Source organism: Desulfomicrobium norvegicum, assembly GCF_900114595.1.
In the GTDB taxonomy this organism is placed as follows: domain Bacteria; phylum Desulfobacterota; class Desulfovibrionia; order Desulfovibrionales; family Desulfomicrobiaceae; genus Desulfomicrobium; species Desulfomicrobium macestii.
Genome location: NZ_FOTO01000005.1, coordinates 94,958 through 112,805 on the forward strand (window position 1 = coordinate 94,958; position 17,848 = coordinate 112,805).

The window sequence follows — 17,848 nt, forward strand, 5'->3', positions numbered from 1 at the left end:
TGTTGAAATCAAACGATCTCGTCCTGAATCCGGCTGTCGAAAACCCGTTGGCTCTTGCGTTCCGAGCGGGGCAGGCTGCCGTAGTCCACCAGCTCCAGGTCCACCGTGACCATGAGCTGTTTCTTTATCTGATGTCCAGCCTCATGCGCCAGCTCCGGTCCGCGGGCCGCAGGCACGCCCTCGGCGCGCTCGATCACGAGGCGCAGGCTGTCGCGGCCCCCGTCGTCGCGGGTCAGGTGGATCTGGTATTCGGAACCAAGGCCGGGCACCGCCGAAAGGATGGTGTCGATGGAGCTGGGGTAGATGTTCACGCCCCTGAACTTGATGGTGTCGTCGGAACGGCCCTTGATGCGCGAATGCCGTGGCATGATGCTGCCGCAGGTGCACGGCTCGGGGATGATGCGCGTGATGTCGCGGGTGCGGTAGCGGATGAGCGGCGAGCCTTCCTTGCACAGGGTGGTGATGACCATCTCGCCCCATTCGCCGTCGGGCAGGGGCCTTAGCGTTTCAGGGTCGAGGATCTCCATCAGGTAGTAGTCGCTCCAGTAATGGATGCAGTCGTGATCGGAGCATTCGATGCCCGCGCCCGGCCCGTAGAGCTCGGTCAGGCCGGTGATGTCGAAAAGCTCGGCCCCGCCGAAGAGTTCGGAGATCTTCTTGCGCATGGAGCGGCTGGAGCGCTCGGAACCGTAGATGATCTTCCTGACCGCGATCTTGTCCGCGATGCCGCGCTTGTGGATCTCCTCGGCCATGAGCAGCGCCATGGAGGCCGTGGAGCAGAAGACCGTGGACTGAAAGTCGAGCAGGAACTGGATGTGCATGTCGATGTTGCCGGGCCCTACCGGCACGGCCATGGCACCGACCTTCTCGCAGCCGAGTTGAAAGCCCATGCCCGCCGTCCAGACTCCGTAGCCTACGGCGATCTGGACCCGGTCCAGGGTATTGACTCCCGCGCTCTGGTAGCAGCGGGCGAACATGTCGGTCCAGTCGTCCAGATCCTTTTGCGTGTAGCAGAGTACCTTGCGCTTGCCCGTGGTCCCGGAACTGGCATGCACGCGCACAAGCTGCTCGAAGGGCACGCTTTTGAGCGGGAAGGGATAGCCGTCGCGCAGATCGTCGGTGGTCGTGAAGGGCAGGCGCTGCAGGTCGTCGAGGCTCTGGATCGAATCGGGCGTGATCCCGGCCGCCTCAAGCTTGGCGCGGTAGGCCGGAGAGCCTTCGAAGGCATGGCGCACCGTCCATTTGAGGCCCTTGAGCTGATGGGCCTTGAGTTCGTCCGTAGAGTTGAAGGAGGGCATGAAGTTTTTGTGCATGGGAGGTTTCTCCAGACGGATATTGGTCAGCCCGGCCGCACCCAGGCGGCTGGCGGAAGGGTTGTCGTGACTGGCCGCGCCCAGGAAGGCGGCGCGCAGGGACGGGTCCAGGAGCAGGTCGCGACTCTTGCCCTGCTCGACAATGCTGCCCCCGGCCAGGAGATAGGCCGTGTCCGAGGCGGACAGGGCGCGGGCGGCGTTCTGTTCGACGATGAAGATGGTCGTGCCCGCGCGGGCCAGCTGGTGGATGATGGAAAAAATTTCGTCGGTGATGAGCGGGGCCAGGCCCAGACTCGGCTCGTCCAGAAGCAGCAGGCGCGGCGCAGCCATCAGCGCCCGGCCCATGGCCAGCATCTGCTGTTCGCCGCCGGACAGGGTTCCGGCAAGCTGTTGCCGCCGCTCCTTGAGCTTTGGAAAACGGGCGAAAATCTCTTCCATGCGCCTGGTTTCCTCGGCCTTGGCCAGATTCAGGGGGATGGCTCCGAGTTGCAGGTTTTCAAGCACCGAGAGCTGGGCGAAAACTTCGCGCCCTTCGGGGGACAGGGCCAGCCCGTGGCGGACCATGCGCGCCGGGCTTGAGCCGGTCACGGTCTTGCCGTCGAGGAGGATCTCTCCGCCCGTGGGCTTCACCAGACCCATCACGCATTTGAGCAGGGTGCTCTTGCCCGCCCCGTTGGCCCCGACCAGGGCCACGGTCTGTCCCGCCGCGACCTGCATGTCGATGCCAAACAGGGCCTGGGCCGCGCCGTAGTGCGCCGTCAGATTCTTTATGGTCAGCATCAGGCCGTGGCCTCCATTCTTCCAAGATAGGCTTCAAGCACCAGCGGATTGCGGCGGACTTCGTCGGCCGTGCCCGTGGCGATGCAGCATCCGCTGTCCAGGACCACCACCAGATCGGCTATGTTCATGACCAGATCCATGTCGTGTTCGACCAGTAAAATGGTGTGGCCCGCGCGGCGCAGGTTTCGAAGCTGCTCGCCCACGGCCGCGGTTTCCTCGGCGTTGAGCCCGGCCACGGGCTCGTCCAGGAGCAGCAGCTTAGGCCTGCCCACAATGGCCCGGGCCAGTTCGACCCGCTTCTTGTCGCCGTAGGCCAGCACTCCGGCGGGCCAGCCGGCCTTGTCGGCCAGTCCGAACTGGTCCATCGCCTCAAGGGCCCTGAGCCGCAGCCGACGCTCGCGGTGTCGCAGATAGGGCAGGCGCAGCATGGCCATGAACATGGACTCACCCCCTTCTCGGGTCAGGCCGGTCAGCACGTTGTCCAGCACCGAAAGACGCGGAAAAAGACGCAGGTTCTGGAAGGTGCGATGAATGCCCAGGCGCGTGATGCGGTGCGCCGGAAGCCCCGCGATTTCCTGATCCATGAAGCGGATGGATCCGCTCGTGGGGGAGAGCACGCCGGTCATGCAGTTGATGAGCGTGCTCTTGCCCGCGCCGTTGGGACCGATGAGCGCGGTCAGCTGTCCGGCGGGCACACTCATGCACACGTCCTGCAGGGCGGGCAGCCCTCCGAAAAATTTGTTCAAACCGTCAAGCCGCAGCATGGTCGCGCCTCCACAGGGCCATCCGCACCCGGATCATGTCGGTCAGGCCCGTGATCAGGCCCTGGGGCAAAAACATGAGCACCAGCACGAGAATGCCGCCGTGCACGAAGTCCTTGTAGGTGTCGAAGATCTCCATCCATTCCGGCAGCAAGGTCAAAAAGGCCGCGCCGAAAACCGAGCCCCAAATGGAGCCCATCCCGCCGACTACGACCATGATGACCATGTCCGTGGAGGTGAAGATGCCGAAGGTGTCCGGGCTCACGTAGGAATAGCAGTGCGCGAAGAGGCTTCCGGCCAGGGATGCGAGCACGGCCGAGAGCACAAAGACCTTGACCTTGGCGGCGCGGGTGTCGACGCCCAGGCTCGCCGCCGCCGTCTCGTCTCCGGCCAGGGCGGCCAGGCCCCGCCCCACGCCGCTGCGCACCAGATTGAGACACAGCAGCAGGCAGACCATGGTGAAGCCCCACAGCAGATAGTGCAGGCTGACCGGATCGTCGAAGACCACGTCGGCCACGGACAGGCTGGGGATGCCCGCGAATCCGCTGGGCCCGCCGGTGACCTCGTCCCACTGCAACAGGACGGTGTGCACGACGTAGTTCAGTCCGAGGGTGGCCATGGCCAGATAGTGGCCGGAAAGGCGCAGGACAGGGATGCCCACGGCCAGGGCGACAAGGCCCACCAGCGCCGCGACCAGAAACATGGACGGCCAGGGGGGCAGGCCGAAGGTGACGGTGGCGATGGCCGAACCGTAGGCGCCAAGACCGAAGAACGCGGCATGCCCAAGGGAGATCTGTCCGGCATAGCCGATGAACAGGTTCAGGCCCAGCACGACGATGGCGTTGATGGCGATGAGATTGGTCAGGCCCAGGGTGTAGGGGTTGTCCTCGATGTAGGGGAAGAGGATCAGGGCCGCGGCCATGAGGGTTGCGAATAGGCCTGTCCGGTGCAGGGAGAGGAAGTAGAGAAGGTTTTGTCTGCCGGTCATGAGCGTCCTTGAAGAATGGTGTCGTCTGGGCCGGGAAAGTATAATCGATTTGGCCGGGGGTAAAGTCCGAAGTATAGAGCTGATGGTGAGCGGCTTGCCGGGATGGGTTTTTCGGCGGCCGAAACTCCTTCGCGGGCCTCGTAACGTTTAACCGTTGCTCATGGGGCAGTAAATTGGAGCAGTTCGTCCGGCAACGGTTAAACGAACGATGCCTGGCTCAGTCAAACAGTCGGCCACCGGAAAACCCATCCCGGCAAGCCTTGGACATGCGCCACGAATTGGAAAAAAAACTATTTCCCCAAAAAACCCTTGGGGCGGACGAAGAGGACCAGGAGCAGGACCACGAAGGCGACGACATCCTTGTAGGCGCTGGAAAGATAGCCCGCCGAGAGGGATTCCAGCAGTCCAAGGCCCAGGCCGCCGAGGATGGCTCCGGGGAAGGAGCCGAAGCCGCCGAGAATGGCGGCGGCGAAGCCCTTGAGGCCCAGCAGTACCCCCACGTCGTAATTGAGGGTGGTGATGGGCGTGACCAGCACTCCGGCCAGGCCGCCCAGGGCCCCGGCGATGGCGTAGCTGGTCAGGCGGATGCGGCCCGAGGCTATGCCGACCACGGCCGCGGCCGTAGGATTGGAGGCCACGGCGCGCATGCACAGGCCCAACGACGTCTTGTGGAAGAACCACGTCAGAATGGCGATGGCCACGACGGTCAGGCCCAGAATCCACAAGGCCTGCGGCAGCACGCTCGCGCCCAGGATCTGGACCGGGACGTCCGGGGTCAGCGGGGGGAGCGCCATGCGGTTCTTGCCCCATACGATCTTTATGATGCCGCGCAGGATGATGGACAGACCCACGGTCAAAAAGATGAGCACCAGATGGTTGTCCGATCTGGCCGGACGCAATCCCACCCGTTCGACGACCATCGCCACAAGGGCCACCAGACAGACTGCCAGGACGAGCGCCGGGACGGTCGGCAGGCCGAGGGCGAAGAGCGCCGAGAACATGAACATTCCGCCCAGGGTGACGAAATCGACCTGGATGAAGTTGACGATGCCCATGGTGTTGCTGACCACGCAGAAGCCCAGCGCAATGAGCGCATAGATGGCTCCGCCCGTCAGGCCGCTGAAAATATACTGCAGGAGATCCGTGTACAAAATTGTTTCCAACTGCTTGAAATGTGAAGGTGAGGCAACGTAGTCGAGAAGCAGCCGAATTTCAAGGATCATCGCCTGCCTGAAACTGCGCAACTTCGCCGGGTTCCACAGGTCCGAATCGACTTGCCGGGCCTGATCCGGAAATTGGCGACACGAGAGTCATGGTTCCGAGACGATGCAGGGCGATGATAATGCGCATTTTTTTTGTCCTACATATAATGTATGACACTGCCGTGGATGAATTTTTGGATTATCAAAAGTTGCTATTGAGGTTTTTCTGAGAGCAACGCTAATTTGTCCTGAAGAAATGGCCCTGAAAAAAGTTCTCTAGGATAAATGTTTTGACTTCCCGAGCATCCTGGGAAAAAATGTCATACATAAAATGCTTGCCCGCAAAAAGTCGGCTACTATAAAATAGTCATAGGCGTTTTTCGGTTTTAAATCATGCTGTTCGTCTGTTTGACATCGTTATTCAAGACGTCACTGCAAAAAGTCGTCATTCCCTTGAACAAAGGGAGCCAAGTCTTTTTAACTCTTTGAAAAGAATGGATTTTCCTCTTTGAGGCGAATGGCACTCAGGTTCTCGTGTGACTTTTGCAGTGTCGTCATTCGAGCTTGGAGTCGAGGGGTAGGACAAGAAAGCGGCCATCAGTGATTTCTATCTGGGGTTCTTGTCGCAGATTCATATTTTTACAGCGAGGCGTGTTTGGAACCATTCCCTGTTTTTTGCCGAAAAACTTCTAATATTTGGAGCCCATGATGGTGATGTCGCAGCTTTGCGGAGCCTTCCATGGCTCTTGATCCGACTTCTCGCCAAGTCTCGCAGCTCCACGGCTTGCAGGATGTGGACGATCTTCTGGTGAGCGCCCCCATCGGTGTGTTCTCGTCCACCCCGGATGGCCGCTACCTCTTCGTAAATCCGGCCTGGGCCAGGATGTTCGGTTACGAATCGCCCGAGGATGTCCTGGCCTCGATTACCGACATCGCGTCGCAGCTTTACGTCGACCCGGCCGAAAGGGAGGAGTTCAAGCGCCTGCTTGAGCTTCATGGCGAAGTCGTCAACTTCGAAAGCAGGTTCAGGCGCCGGGACGGTTCCTTTGTCTGGGCATCCAGAACCGCCAGGACCGTGCGCAACGCCCAGGGCCAGGTCTCCCATTATCAGGGATTCACCACGGACATCACCGCACGCAAGCAATCGGAAGCGGCCCTGCAAAAACAAAAGGTGATGCTGGAGCATCTGTTCGAGAGTTCTCCGGAGGCCATCGCCATTGTCGATAACGAGGGCTGCGTTCTGCAGATCAACAAATCCTTCGTCAATCTGTACGGTTACGCTTGGGAAGAGGCTCAGGGCAGGCAGATAAACGATCTGATTTGCCGGGGGAGCCATCATGACGAAGCGGGAAAATATTCGGATCGTGTTTTCAAAAAAGGCGAAATCATCGAGACGGAAACGGTACGCTGCAAAAAAGACGGCACCCCCCTCGATGTTGTCCTCATAGGCTATCCCATTCTCTTCGATGATAACATCATCGGCGCCTACGCCATTTACCGTGACATCACGGATCGGAAACGCACCGAGGAGTCGCTCCTTGAGAGCGAGGCGCGCTTCAAGGCTCTGCACAATGCCTCTTTCGGAGGTATTACAATCCACGACAAGGGCATCATTCTCGATTGCAATCAGGGTTTGTCAGACATCACCGGCTACCGCGTGGACGAACTGATCGGCATGGACGGTCTCAATCTTATCGCCGAAAGGTCACGGGCGCTGGTCATGGCGAACATCCTGACCGGTTATGAAGAGCCGTACGACGCATACGGCGTGCGTAAAAACGGCGAGGAATATCCGTTACGCCTTGAGGCCAGAAACATCCCCTACAAGGGAAGATCGGTTCGCAGCGTCGAGTTCAGGGACGATACAGCCCGTAAACAGGCCGAACTGGAACTGATCAAGGCCAGGGACGCCGCCGAAACCGCAAACAAGGCCAAGAGCGAATTTCTGGCCAACATGAGCCACGAGATCCGCACTCCGCTCAACGGCATCATGGGACTCATGCAGCTTTTGCAGACCACGCGCCTGGACGACGAGCAGCGCGAGTTCGTTTCCATGGCTATCAGATCCTCGGACCGCCTGGCACGACTGCTGACCGATCTGCTCGACATCTCCAAGATCGAGGCGGGCAAGATGGAGGTCGTCGAGGAGGATTTCAGCCTGCGCGAGCTGTGTGATTCCGTGACCGAACTTTTTGCCGTCAACGCCGCCGAGAAAAATGTTTCGCTTGAGTATGTCATCGATCCCGCGCTGCCGCCGGTATTGGTCGGCGGCGTGGCCAGACTGCGCCAGATTCTTTTCAATCTGGTCGGCAACTCTCTGAAGTTCACCGATCAGGGCAAGGTCCGATTGGAGATGGTCCCGCTTGCTTCCTTACGTGATGACGAGCAGCGGCTTCTTTTTTCCGTTTTCGATACGGGAATCGGCATCCCGGAGGACAAGCTCGAATACCTGTTCAGGCCTTTTGCCCAGGTCGAAGGCTCCTACACCCGCAAGTATCAGGGCGCGGGGTTGGGGCTGGCCATCGTGCGCAGGCTGGTCGAGCTCATGCGTGGGCACATATACCTTGAAAGCGTTCTCGGCGAGGGCACCGAGGTGCATGTGGTCCTGCCGTTTAGACCCATGAACAGAGGCGCCTGCGCAAAGGTGCGCGTTGAACCGCCCGTAAAAGTCTGCACGGGTTTGCACGTCCTGCTGGTGGAAGACGATTTGTCCAATCAGATCACCACCCGCAAATTGCTGGAAAAGTCAGGACATGCGGTGACCCTGGCCGAAAATGGCAGCCAGGCTCTGGAGCGCCTGCGCGAGACGGACTTCGACATTGTCTTCATGGACATCCAGATGCCCGTCATGGGCGGCCTTGAAGCCACCCGGGCCATTCGCGGTGAGCCCGAACTGGCCTTGCGCAAGGACATTCCCATCATCGCCCTGACCGCCTACGCCATGGCCGGTGACAGGGAGAAGTTTCTTGATTCGGGCATGGACGATTATCTCTGCAAACCGTTCAGCCGCGAGAATCTGGATGGGATGATCGACAAGCATGCTCGCATGGGCGCGTTGCGTTCCTTGGAAAATCTTTAGTGCTGCCGGCTATACGGCTTCCTTGAACCCCATTGTAAAATCTTTTGCACGAGGTCACTTGATGCCCAGAAAATATTCCCCCAAACCGAAAATGCCCGCATCAGCCAATTCCTCTGCCATGCGGCCCGTGATCAGGCCATCGCTGTATGTGGCGGTGGGAGCCTCGGCGGGGGGCCTTGAGGCCATCGAGGCCTTTTTTACGGGCATGGCCTCGGACAGCGGCATGGCCTTCATCGTCATCCAGCACCTTTCCCCTGACTACAAGAGCCTGATGGTCGAGATCCTGTCCAAGAAAACCAGGATGAAGGTGCACCGGGCCGAAGAGGGCATGCCCGTCATGCCGGATAACGTCTATCTGATCCCGCCCAAGAAGAACCTGACCATATTTCACGGCAAGCTGCTCCTGAACGATCAGGAGCACGTCAAAGGCACCATCAATCTGCCCATCGACATTTTCCTGCGCTCCCTGGCCGAGGATCAGGGGGACAAGGCCGTGGCGGTCATCCTCTCGGGATCGGGCAGCGACGGCATGCGCGGGGTCCGGGCAATCAAGGAATTCGGCGGCATGGTCATGGTCCAGAGCGAAAGCACGGCAAAATTCGACAGCATGCCCCGGGCCTCCATCTCCACGGGCCTTGTGGACTTCATCCTGCCGCCCGAGGAAATGCCCGAACGACTGCTGTCCTATGCCAAGCATCCCTTCGTCATAAAAGCCGAGCGCTCGGAGACCGTCATCAGCGACGAGGACGCCCTGACCCGCATCTTCGCCATCCTGCGCGACAAGTTCAAGGCCGATTTCACCTACTACAAGCCCAGCACCGTGACCCGGCGCATCGAACGCCGCATGTCCATCAATCGCATCGACGAGATTCGCGATTACGTGGCCTTCATGCAGAATTATCCCGGCGAGGCGGGTACGCTCTTTCGCGAGTTTCTGATCGGCGTGACCAGATTCTTTCGCGACCGTGAGGTGTTTGATCTGCTCAAAGAGAACTGGCTGCCCGAGATTCTGGACCGCGCCTCCGGAAAGGAGAGCCGGTTCTGGATCGCCGGATGTTCCACGGGCGAAGAGGCCTACACCCTGGCCATCCTGGCCAAGGAGTACATGCTGCAATCGGGAATCAACCGCGACCTGAAAATCTTCGCCACGGACATCGACCGCGACGCCGTCCTGTTCGCCGCCAACGGCGTCTACCCCGACAGCATCGCCGCCGATGTGCCCCAGGAGCTGCTGAGCAAGTATTTCTACCGCAAGCAGGACAGCTACCAGATTTCGCGCAACATCCGCGAGATGGTCGTCTTTGCGCAGCACAACCTTATAAAGGATCCGCCGTTCACCAATATCGACCTCGTCTCCTGCCGCAACCTGCTCATTTATCTCCAGCCTGTCTTGCAGCGCAAGGTGCTTGAGTTTTTCAATTTTTCGCTCAATGCCCAGGGCGTTCTGCTGCTCGGCACCAGCGAGACCATCGGCGAGATGGGCGATTGCTTCGAGAGCCTCGATCACAAAAACAAGATCTACCGCACCAGGGGACGCTTCAAGCACAGCATCGATGCCCGCGAACTGCCCCAGGCCCCGAATTCGACCTACCGCGAGCTGGAAACCCGTTTTCCGGTGGCGCGCAGGGATCTTCATGTCGGCGACGAGCGCATTCTGGAGCGTTTCCTGGAAGCCCTGAGCGCGGACAATTTTCCGCTGGCGGTTGTCGTCAACGAGCAGATGGAAGTGCTGCACATCTTCGGGGATACACAAGGGTATTTCAAGCTGCCCTCGGGCAAGCTTTCGCGGGACATTTCCAAGATGGCTGCCAAGGATCTGGCCATTCCCCTTTCCACTGGCATTCAGAAGGTTTTCCGCAAGAACGAGGCGCTTCGTTTTTCCAACATAAAGCTGCGCGACATGGAAACGCTCAAGATCGTGGACCTGCGAATTTTGCCCCTGCCCCGCAAGAAAGGTCAGGAGCCCCTGGTGGCCGTCTTTCTGGAAGAGGTCGAAAGGCCCGACATTCTGGACAAGACCCAGGCCATCCAGGCCTACGACCTGTCTCTTGAGGCCGAGCAGCGGATCACCGACCTGGAGCAGGAACTGCAGTTCACCCGCGAGAATCTGCAAGCCACGGTGGAGGAGCTGGAAACAGCCAACGAGGAATTGCAGGCCACCAACGAAGAGCTTCTGGCCAGTAACGAGGAGCTGCAATCGACCAACGAAGAGTTGCAATCAACCAATGAGGAGCTTTACTCCGTCAACTCCGAATATCAGTCCAAGATCGTGGAACTGAGCGAGCTGCACAATGACGTGGACAACCTCCTGAACGTCAGCCAGATCGGGCAGCTTCTGCTGGACGAGAACATGGAGATCAGGCGCTTTTCGCCCAAGGTCGCCGATGTGTTCAAGGTGCTCGCCTCGGATGTGGGGCGGTCCCTGTCGGACATTTCGCATCAGCTGGAAAATATCGATCCGGTCCGGATCATCGAGACGGTGCACAAGGCAGGCAGAATGGCCGAGCACGAGGTTCGCGCCAAGGATGGCCGCTGGTATCTGATGCGGGTAATTCCTTACTCCGTGGGGCCAAAGGTTTTCTCTGGCACCCTGGTCTCCTTTGTGGACATCACCCGCATCAAGCTCGGGGAGGAAGCCCTGCGCGCGAGTGAGGAAGAATTCCGGGCCCTCTTTGAAACCCTCCCGCTTGGCGTGGTCTACCATGAGGCCGATGGTTCCATTATCTCCGCCAACAACGCGGCGGCTCGCATACTTGGCCTCTCCCTGGATCAGATAATGGGCAAGACAACCATGGACCCGCGCTGGAAGATGATCCGCGAGGACGGCTCCAGCGTGTCCGGAGAGCACCATCCGGCCATGATCGCCCTGCGCACAGGACACAGGGAAGGGCCGGTGGTGCGCGGGGTTTTTCACCCCGAAAAGAACGCCTACATCTGGCTCTCCATAACAGCCATCCCCCTGTTCCAATCCGGCGCGAGCATGCCTACGCAGGTCTATGCGACATTCGAGGACATAACCGAGAAACGTCAGACGGAGCAGGACTATCAGGCCCTTTTCCGGGAAATGTTCAACGGATTTTCGTTGCATGAAATCATCTGCGACGAAAGCGGCAAGCCCGTTGATTACCGCTTCCTGGCCGTCAATCCGGCTTTCGAGAGGATGACGGGCCTTAAAAGCGAACAGATCTTGGGCAAGACGGTTCTTGAAGTCATGCCGGACACGGAAAAGTTCTGGATCGAATCTTTTGGAGAGGTGGCGTTGAGCGGCAAGCCCACAAGGTTTGAAAAACATTCCTCGCAACTCGGCAAGAGTTTTCAGGTCACCGCCTTCAGACCGGCGCGCAATCAATTTGCCTGTGTTTTTGCCGAAGTCACGGGTGGTGATGAGGCCGGAAAATCAGCTCATCCGGATGACAGGGACTCTTGACCGCCGCTTTGGGCTGAGCATTTCTTCAGTTGTCTGAACATGATAACCGCCAATCAGGATATGCCGGATATGACAGATACTTTTGAAGCCAAGAAGAGGATTCTACGCGAGCAGGCCGAGGCACGCCTGGCGCATTCCGTGAGCAAGGTCGAAAATCTTTCCCTGGAAGAGATCAAGACCCTGTTCCATGAATATCAGGTGCACCAGATCGAGCTTGAGCTGCAGAACGAGGAGTTGCGCGACACCCAGAAGCAGTATGAAATCGCGCGGGACCGCTTTGCGCGTCTCTTCAACGACGCCCCGGTCGGATATCTGACCATCGACCAAAGCGGGATCATCGCTCAGACCAACCAGACCTTTGCCGAGATGGTCGAGAGGGACTCGCACCTGCTTGGCGGCAAGGCGCTGGTCGATTTCATAGCCACGGCGGACCGTTCAGCTTTTCTGGGGCGGTTCAAGGCCTTTTTCAAGAGTCCCGAGGGCAAGCAATTGAGCTTTACCTTGCAGGGCAGCCATCGCCGGGTGCGCTGCGTGGGCAAAATCGAGAATCAGCGTCAGGAACCGGCCCAAAAGCGTCGCCTGCTCCTGGTTCTGAGCGACATCACTGATCAGGCCAGGGCGGAAAAGGCCTTGCTGGAGCGGGAGCGCTTCCTGACTTCCATTTTGGAAACCACCCAGGACGGGTTCTGGGTCATTGATGCGGACGGGCTCCTGACCGATGTCAATGACGCCTATTGCCGCATGACAGGTTACACGAAAGAGGAACTCGAAGGGCTGAACATCAGCGATCTGGATGCCGTGGAAGATGACGCCATGACCGGCGAGCGAATTGCGCGCATCGTCGAAAACGGTTCCGAACTTTTTGAAACCAGACACCGCAGAAAGGACGGCAGCGTTTTCGATGTGGAAATCTCAGTGTCCTTTCTCAGCCAGCACGGGGGCATGTTTGTCTGTTTCTGCCGCGACATTTCCGGCCGCAAATCAGCGGAATTGGCCTGCCGCGAGAACGAAATGCGCTACCGGCTGCTTTCCGACCTGACCATGGAAGGCATCGTCATCCACAAAATGGGCGTCGCCGTTGACTTGAACGCTTCCCTGGCCAGACTGCTGGGATATGAACCGCACGAGATACTCGGGCGGAACATGCTGGAACTGATTGTTCATGAACGCGACCGACACATTGTGCGCGAGAACGTGGTCAAGGATTACGCACGGCCGTACGTGGTCAGGTTTGTGAAGAAAAACGGCGAGGTCATTTTTGTCGAGCTTGAGGCCCGAAACTTCGAGATCAACGGCGAAACCATGCGTGTGGCCTCGGTGCGCGACATCACCGAGCGCAAGAAATCCGAGGAGGAAATTGCGCGGGTCAACGCCGAACTTCGAAATGCGCTCGCCGAAAAGGACAGATTCTTTTCCATCATCGCCCACGATCTCAAATCGCCCATATCCGGCTTTCTTTCCCTGACCAAGATCCTGGTCGAGGATTTCGAGGGTTTGACCATGAAAGAAGTCAACATCTCGTTGAATGCATTGTACAAAAGTTCCGTGCGTGTGTTTGCGCTGCTGGAGAATCTTCTGGAGTGGGCAAAATTGCAGCAGGGCATGCTGACCTGTTCGCGCAGCCCTTTTCTTTTGCAGGAACTCATAAAGTCGAGCATCGATTTCAAGCATTCCATCGCAGAGCAGAAGGAAATCACCCTGCTCTACGATGTCCCGGACGGACTGATTGCCGATATCGATCCGCCCATGATCGGCACCGTGCTGCGCAATCTTCTGTCCAATGCCCTGAAATTTTCGAACCGGGGCGGGCAGGTACTCATCACGGCCACGCAAAGCGCAGATACGATCACCGTCGCGGTGCGGGATGACGGAGTGGGCATGGACCAAGCTACCTTGTCGAAGCTGTTTTCCCTGGACAACAAGATCACGCGACTCGGCACCGAAGACGAGGCCAGCACGGGCCTTGGACTCATCCTGTGCAAGGAATTCGTCGAAAAGCACGGCGGCAGAATCTGGGCGGAAAGCAGTCCGGGGCAGGGGGCGACATTTTATTTCACCCTCCCGGTCGGGGACAGAAATGGCGGCACTTCAACCTGTTGACGGGGCTTCCGCAAGCATGTGGCGGAATTGGAACAAACACTTCTGAAGTATTCGCTGATCTGAAAGTGCAGTGACTTTTCACACCAACACTCCTTACATAAACGGTTATCAATGAACAAAGAATGTGAAACCCTGTGCGCTCCCGGCGAGCGTATGCCCCTGAACGATGTCCTGGCGCAGAACGCCCGAATCGGGAGTCATCTGTGTTCGCAGTATTTCAATTTCTTTCCTCTGCCGCTTCTGGTGCTCAACTCCTTTCGTCAGATCATCTTCAGCAATAACGCCTTTACCGACCTTCTGGGGACCAGTGATGTGAGCTCGTTTCTGGCCAGGCGTCCTGGCGAGGCCATGGCTTGCGTCTATTCCGAAGCCGGAAAAAACGGCTGTGGAACGTCCCTGCACTGCCGTGAATGCGGAGCGCTGCGGGCCATGATTGAGGCCATGGGCACCAGGGAAAAGGCCGAGCACGAGTGCCAGCTGCTGTGCAAGGATAAGCACGGTGCCACCGTGGCCCGGGACCTTCGAATTTTTGCCTCGCCCTGGGAAACCGGGGAAGGAACATACTACGTCCTGACTCTCCTTGACATCAGTGATGAAAAACGCCGCCAGGCCCTGGAGCGCATTTTCTTTCACGACATTTTGAATTCCGCCGGCGGGGCCAGAAACCTGGTCGACATTCTCATGGACGAAGTTCCCGAGGAAGCCCGCGAGATTGCGCACATGGCGCGGTCCTCGCTCTTTGCCCTGGTCGATGAGATCCAGAAGCAGAAACAGCTCTTGTCCCTGGAGAGAAAAGAATACGCGATCTCCAGGATCACGTTGCAGGGACTTGAGATCATGCATTCACTGGTCGGTGAATTTCGAGCGCACCCCAAGGCCATCGACAAGCACATCCATCTTGAAGCGGACAGCGTCAACGTGCCCGTGTTTTCGGATTTCTCGCTATTGCGCAGGATTCTGGTCAACATGCTCATCAATGCCCTTGAAGCCACACCTTCGGGCGGGATCGTCACTGCCGGCCTGCGGCGCGAGGAGGGCGCGGCCGTGTTTTGGATCTCGAATACGGCCGTCATGCCCGAATCGGTCAAGCTCCAGGTGTTCAAACGGTCTTTTTCGACCAAGGGGAGCGATCGGGGGCTTGGCACGTATTCCATCAAGCTGCTGACTGAGAATTATCTCGGCGGGGAGGTCGGGTTTTCATCGGAGGAAGGGGCAGGCACGACCTTCTGGGTGAAGTTGCCCGCCCGGGAAGACCAGCCCTGACCAGGGCGGTCAGATGCGCATGTAGGTGGCCGGGGCCAACTGCTTCAGCGGCAGGTCGGCGCCGGCCAGACTCTCGGAATGGCCTATGAACAGGTGCCCGCCGGGTTCAAGGTGGTTGCAGAACTTCATGACCAGTTCATGCTGGGTCTTCTTGTCGAAATAGATCATGACGTTGCGGCAGAAGATCAGGTCCATTTTTTCGCGGAACTGAAAGTCATCCATGAAATTGAGCCGCCGGAAGCTGACCGTCTCGCGCAATTCCGGGATGATGCGCACGACCCGCTTGCTCCTGTCCTTGCTGCGCAGCAGATACTTGCGCCTGAACTCCACCGGAATTGTCCCAATCTTTTCATCTTCGTAAACGGCGCGCGCGGCCTTCCTGAGAATGTCCGTGGAGATGTCCGTGGCCACTATGGTGAAGCGCAGCGGGTTTATCCGCTCGTGGTAATCCATGAGCGTCATGGCCGTGGTGTAGGGCTCTTCCCCTGAAGAACACCCCGCGTTCCAGACGGCGAAGGTCTGGCCGGGATGTTTTTTCTGCCACTGCGGCAGGATGTTCTGGGACAAATACTCGAAATGCTTCGGTTCCCGGAAGAAGCTGGTCGTGTTGGTGGTCACGGCGTCAACCATCTGGGGCAACTCGACCTCCAGTCCCTTGAGGGTCTGCAGATACTCAAGATACTGTCCGTAGGACCGCATGCTCAGGGTGCGCAGCCTGCGCTGCAGGCGCGCCTGCAACATGGTCTTCTTGGTCTGGGTGATCTTGATGCCCAGCTCCGAATAGATGAACTCGCTGAACTGCTTGAGTTCCTTGTCGGTCATGAGCGGAGCGGCCTGGCCGTTTGCGTCGTACATGGATCAGGCCACCAGCGCCGCGATGTCGAGGATGAGCGCCATGCTGCCGTCGCCCTTGATGGTGGCGCCGGAAATCCCGCGTATGTCCTGATAGACCTTGCCCAGGCTCTTGATGACGGTCTGGTGCTCGCCGATGACCCTGTCCACGACGATGCCGACGCGCCGTCCCTGCGAGTTGCAGACCACGACCTGCTCGATCTCCGGGGTCTGCCCCGGAATCTCGAAACCGGCGCGCAGGCTGATGTAGGGCACCATCTGGCCGCGCAGGTTGATGAGATCGGCGCGGTCCTTGTCCTTGCGGATGAGTTCCACGCATTCCTCCACGGCCGACAGGGGCATGATGAAGTAGCTGTCCTCGACCTGAACCTGCAAACCGTCGATGATGGCCAGGGTCAGGGGGATGCGCACGGAGATGGTCGTGCCCTGGCCGGGAACGCTCTCCAGGGAGATGCGGCCGCGCAGGGCGTCGATGTTGCGCTTGACCACGTCCATGCCCACGCCGCGCCCGGACACGCTGGTGACCTTGTCGGCCGTGGAGAAGCCCGGCGCGAAGATGAGCATCAGCGCGTCCTTGTCCGTCATGAGCGTGTCCGCGGCGATGATACCTTTTTCCACGGCCTTGGCCCGGATGCGTTCGGGGTCGATGCCCGCGCCGTCGTCGATGATGCGGATGAGCACCTCGCCACCGGAATGCTCGGCCGAAAGCTCTATCCGGCCCTCGGGATTCTTGCCCTGGGCCATGCGCTCCTCGGGGCTCTCGATGCCGTGGTCGATGCTGTTTCTGAGCAGGTGCACCAACGGGTCGTTCAGGCGCTCGATGACGGTCTTGTCCAGCTCGGTGTCCTCGCCGTGGGTTTCAAGCACGATGCGTTTGCCAAGTTCCTGGGAGAGGTCCCGCACCAGGCGCTTGAAGCGGCTGAAGGTCGACCCGATGGGCAGCATGCGGATGCCGAGCGTATTGTCGCGCAGCTCGTCGGAGAGCCGTTCGATCTCTTCGGAAATGGCTTGCAGCCTTGCGTCGCTCTGCTCGCTGGCGAATTGGGTCAGGCGCGCCTGGGCCGTGACCAGTTCGCCGACCAGGTCGACCAGAAAGTCCAGTTTCTGGGCCGGAACCCGGATGCTCGACGCCTGTGCCTCGGTGCTGGCCGTCTGGCGCAGGCGTTTGACCTCCTGCTGTTCGACCAATGCCGCCTCGACCTGACTTGCGCTGACCAGTCCCGCCTCTGACAAAAGCTGGCCGATGGGTTTGCGCTCCAGCAGAATACGCTCCAGGGCGTCCTTGGTGATGTCGTTCTTTTCGACCAGGATCTGGCCGATGAGCTTGTAGGATTCCTCGTCGATGCCCTGGCAGCTTCCGACCATCTGGATGGTCAGGTCGCTGTCTTCCTCCACGAAGATGAAGACGTCACGGATTTCGTCCTCGCTGCCGGCCGTGGTCAGGATGATGTCCCACCAGACCAGACAGTCCTCGGGATTGAGCAGGGGCAGGGCGGGGATGTCCTTTGTGTGCATGATGACGTGATGCTCGCCCATCTCGCACAGCTCTTCCAGCAGGGAGGCGGGGTTGGTCCCGCTCATGAACAGGTTTTTGGGCGGGGCGAAGCGGATGCGCCAGGTGTTCATTTTCGAATTCGTGGCGCAGTTCGTCGCGGTTTCCATGCCCGCAGGGGCGGCTTCGGGCTCCTTCCGGCTTGGAGTCAGTGCCTTGAGTCCCTGGATGACTTCCGCGGCGCGTGCGCCCAGGCCCTGTTCCTCGCCTTCGAGCATGGACAGGATGTGGTCCCGGGCCAGAAGCGTGAGATCGAGAAGTTCCTTGGATACGGAAATCTGGCCGTTACGCGCCAGATCAAAGACCGTCTCGACCTCGTGGGTGAAGGAGGCGATATCCTCGAAGCCGAACATGGCCCCCGAGCCCTTGATGGTATGCATGGCTCTAAAGACCCGGTTGATGACATCGTCATTGGCCGGATCTTCTTCGAGCTCAAGCAGGGAGGTTTCCAGTTCGCCCAAAAGTTCCAGGGCTTCTTCTTTAAATGCCTGACGGTTCAGTTCTTCTCTGGACATTTTTGCTCCAAGGGTG

At 59.0% G+C, this 17,848-nt stretch carries 10 protein-coding genes; 4 read left to right on the forward strand and 6 right to left on the reverse strand.

Features of this window, described 5'->3' with window-relative positions:
• Window positions 1–8 precede the first annotated feature (8 nt).
• The 4 genes from BMZ24_RS20430 to BMZ24_RS09495 all read right to left on the reverse strand — a co-directional run bounded on the left by BMZ24_RS20430 (window position 9) and on the right by BMZ24_RS09495 (window position 4,993).
• A complete protein-coding gene (locus tag BMZ24_RS20430; RefSeq protein WP_092191630.1) occupies window positions 9–2,093 on the reverse strand; it encodes an ATP-binding cassette domain-containing protein in 2,085 nt (694 codons plus the stop codon).
• Window positions 2,093–2,857, reverse strand: a complete 765-nt coding sequence (locus BMZ24_RS09485) for an ABC transporter ATP-binding protein (RefSeq protein WP_092191632.1) — start codon at window positions 2,855–2,857, stop codon at window positions 2,093–2,095. Before BMZ24_RS09485 ends, BMZ24_RS20430 begins: the two co-directional genes overlap by 1 nt.
• Window positions 2,844–3,842, reverse strand: a complete 999-nt coding sequence (locus BMZ24_RS09490) for a branched-chain amino acid ABC transporter permease (RefSeq protein WP_092191634.1) — start codon at window positions 3,840–3,842, stop codon at window positions 2,844–2,846. Before BMZ24_RS09490 ends, BMZ24_RS09485 begins: the two co-directional genes overlap by 14 nt.
• Window positions 3,843–4,132: 290 nt before the next feature.
• Window positions 4,133–4,993, reverse strand: a complete 861-nt coding sequence (locus tag BMZ24_RS09495; protein ID WP_225940346.1) for a branched-chain amino acid ABC transporter permease — start codon at window positions 4,991–4,993, stop codon at window positions 4,133–4,135.
• 790 nt (window positions 4,994–5,783) lie between these two features.
• On the opposite strand from BMZ24_RS09495, the gene BMZ24_RS09500 reads away from it, so the two are divergent.
• The 4 genes from BMZ24_RS09500 to BMZ24_RS09515 all read left to right on the forward strand — a co-directional run bounded on the left by BMZ24_RS09500 (window position 5,784) and on the right by BMZ24_RS09515 (window position 14,913).
• Window positions 5,784–8,123: a PAS domain S-box protein gene (locus BMZ24_RS09500; protein WP_092191636.1), complete on the forward strand. Its 2,340-nt coding sequence runs from the start codon at window positions 5,784–5,786 to the stop codon at window positions 8,121–8,123.
• Between the two features lie 61 nt (window positions 8,124–8,184).
• Entirely contained in the window at window positions 8,185–11,550 is a 3,366-nt protein-coding gene (locus BMZ24_RS09505; RefSeq protein WP_092191637.1) for a chemotaxis protein CheB, read from the forward strand.
• Window positions 11,551–11,619: 69 nt separating this feature from the next.
• Window positions 11,620–13,650: a PAS domain-containing sensor histidine kinase gene (locus BMZ24_RS09510; protein ID WP_161949108.1), complete on the forward strand. Its 2,031-nt coding sequence runs from the start codon at window positions 11,620–11,622 to the stop codon at window positions 13,648–13,650.
• Between the two features lie 111 nt (window positions 13,651–13,761).
• Complete coding sequence (locus tag BMZ24_RS09515) at window positions 13,762–14,913, forward strand: sensor histidine kinase (protein ID WP_092191641.1); 1,152 nt, start codon at window positions 13,762–13,764, stop codon at window positions 14,911–14,913.
• A 9-nt stretch (window positions 14,914–14,922) separates the two neighbouring features.
• Here BMZ24_RS09515 and BMZ24_RS09520 read toward each other — a convergent pair whose 3' ends face one another.
• Both BMZ24_RS09520 and BMZ24_RS09525 read right to left on the reverse strand, forming a co-directional pair.
• Window positions 14,923–15,768: a CheR family methyltransferase gene (locus BMZ24_RS09520; RefSeq protein ID WP_092191643.1), complete on the reverse strand. Its 846-nt coding sequence runs from the start codon at window positions 15,766–15,768 to the stop codon at window positions 14,923–14,925.
• A 3-nt stretch (window positions 15,769–15,771) separates the two neighbouring features.
• The gene (locus BMZ24_RS09525) at window positions 15,772–17,832 is read right to left on the reverse strand and encodes a chemotaxis protein CheA (protein ID WP_092191645.1); all 2,061 of its coding nucleotides are present in this window, start codon (window positions 17,830–17,832) and stop codon (window positions 15,772–15,774) included.
• Window positions 17,833–17,848: the final 16 nt, after the last annotated feature.

What these genes read in the sequence shown, in the direction of transcription:
- BMZ24_RS20430 (WP_092191630.1), bottom strand. Translation starts at nt 2,093, where the DNA reads ATGCTGACCATAAAGAATCTGACGGCGCACTACGGCGCGGCCCAGGCC.
- BMZ24_RS09485 (WP_092191632.1), bottom strand. Translation starts at nt 2,857, where the DNA reads ATGCTGCGGCTTGACGGTTTGAACAAATTTTTCGGAGGGCTGCCCGCC.
- BMZ24_RS09490 (WP_092191634.1), bottom strand. Translation starts at nt 3,842, where the DNA reads ATGACCGGCAGACAAAACCTTCTCTACTTCCTCTCCCTGCACCGGACA.
- BMZ24_RS09500 (WP_092191636.1), top strand. Translation starts at nt 5,784, where the DNA reads ATGGCTCTTGATCCGACTTCTCGCCAAGTCTCGCAGCTCCACGGCTTG.
- BMZ24_RS09505 (WP_092191637.1), top strand. Translation starts at nt 8,185, where the DNA reads ATGCCCAGAAAATATTCCCCCAAACCGAAAATGCCCGCATCAGCCAAT.
- BMZ24_RS09510 (WP_161949108.1), top strand. Translation starts at nt 11,620, where the DNA reads ATGACAGATACTTTTGAAGCCAAGAAGAGGATTCTACGCGAGCAGGCC.
- BMZ24_RS09515 (WP_092191641.1), top strand. Translation starts at nt 13,762, where the DNA reads ATGAACAAAGAATGTGAAACCCTGTGCGCTCCCGGCGAGCGTATGCCC.
- BMZ24_RS09520 (WP_092191643.1), bottom strand. Translation starts at nt 15,768, where the DNA reads ATGTACGACGCAAACGGCCAGGCCGCTCCGCTCATGACCGACAAGGAA.
- BMZ24_RS09525 (WP_092191645.1), bottom strand. Translation starts at nt 17,832, where the DNA reads ATGTCCAGAGAAGAACTGAACCGTCAGGCATTTAAAGAAGAAGCCCTG.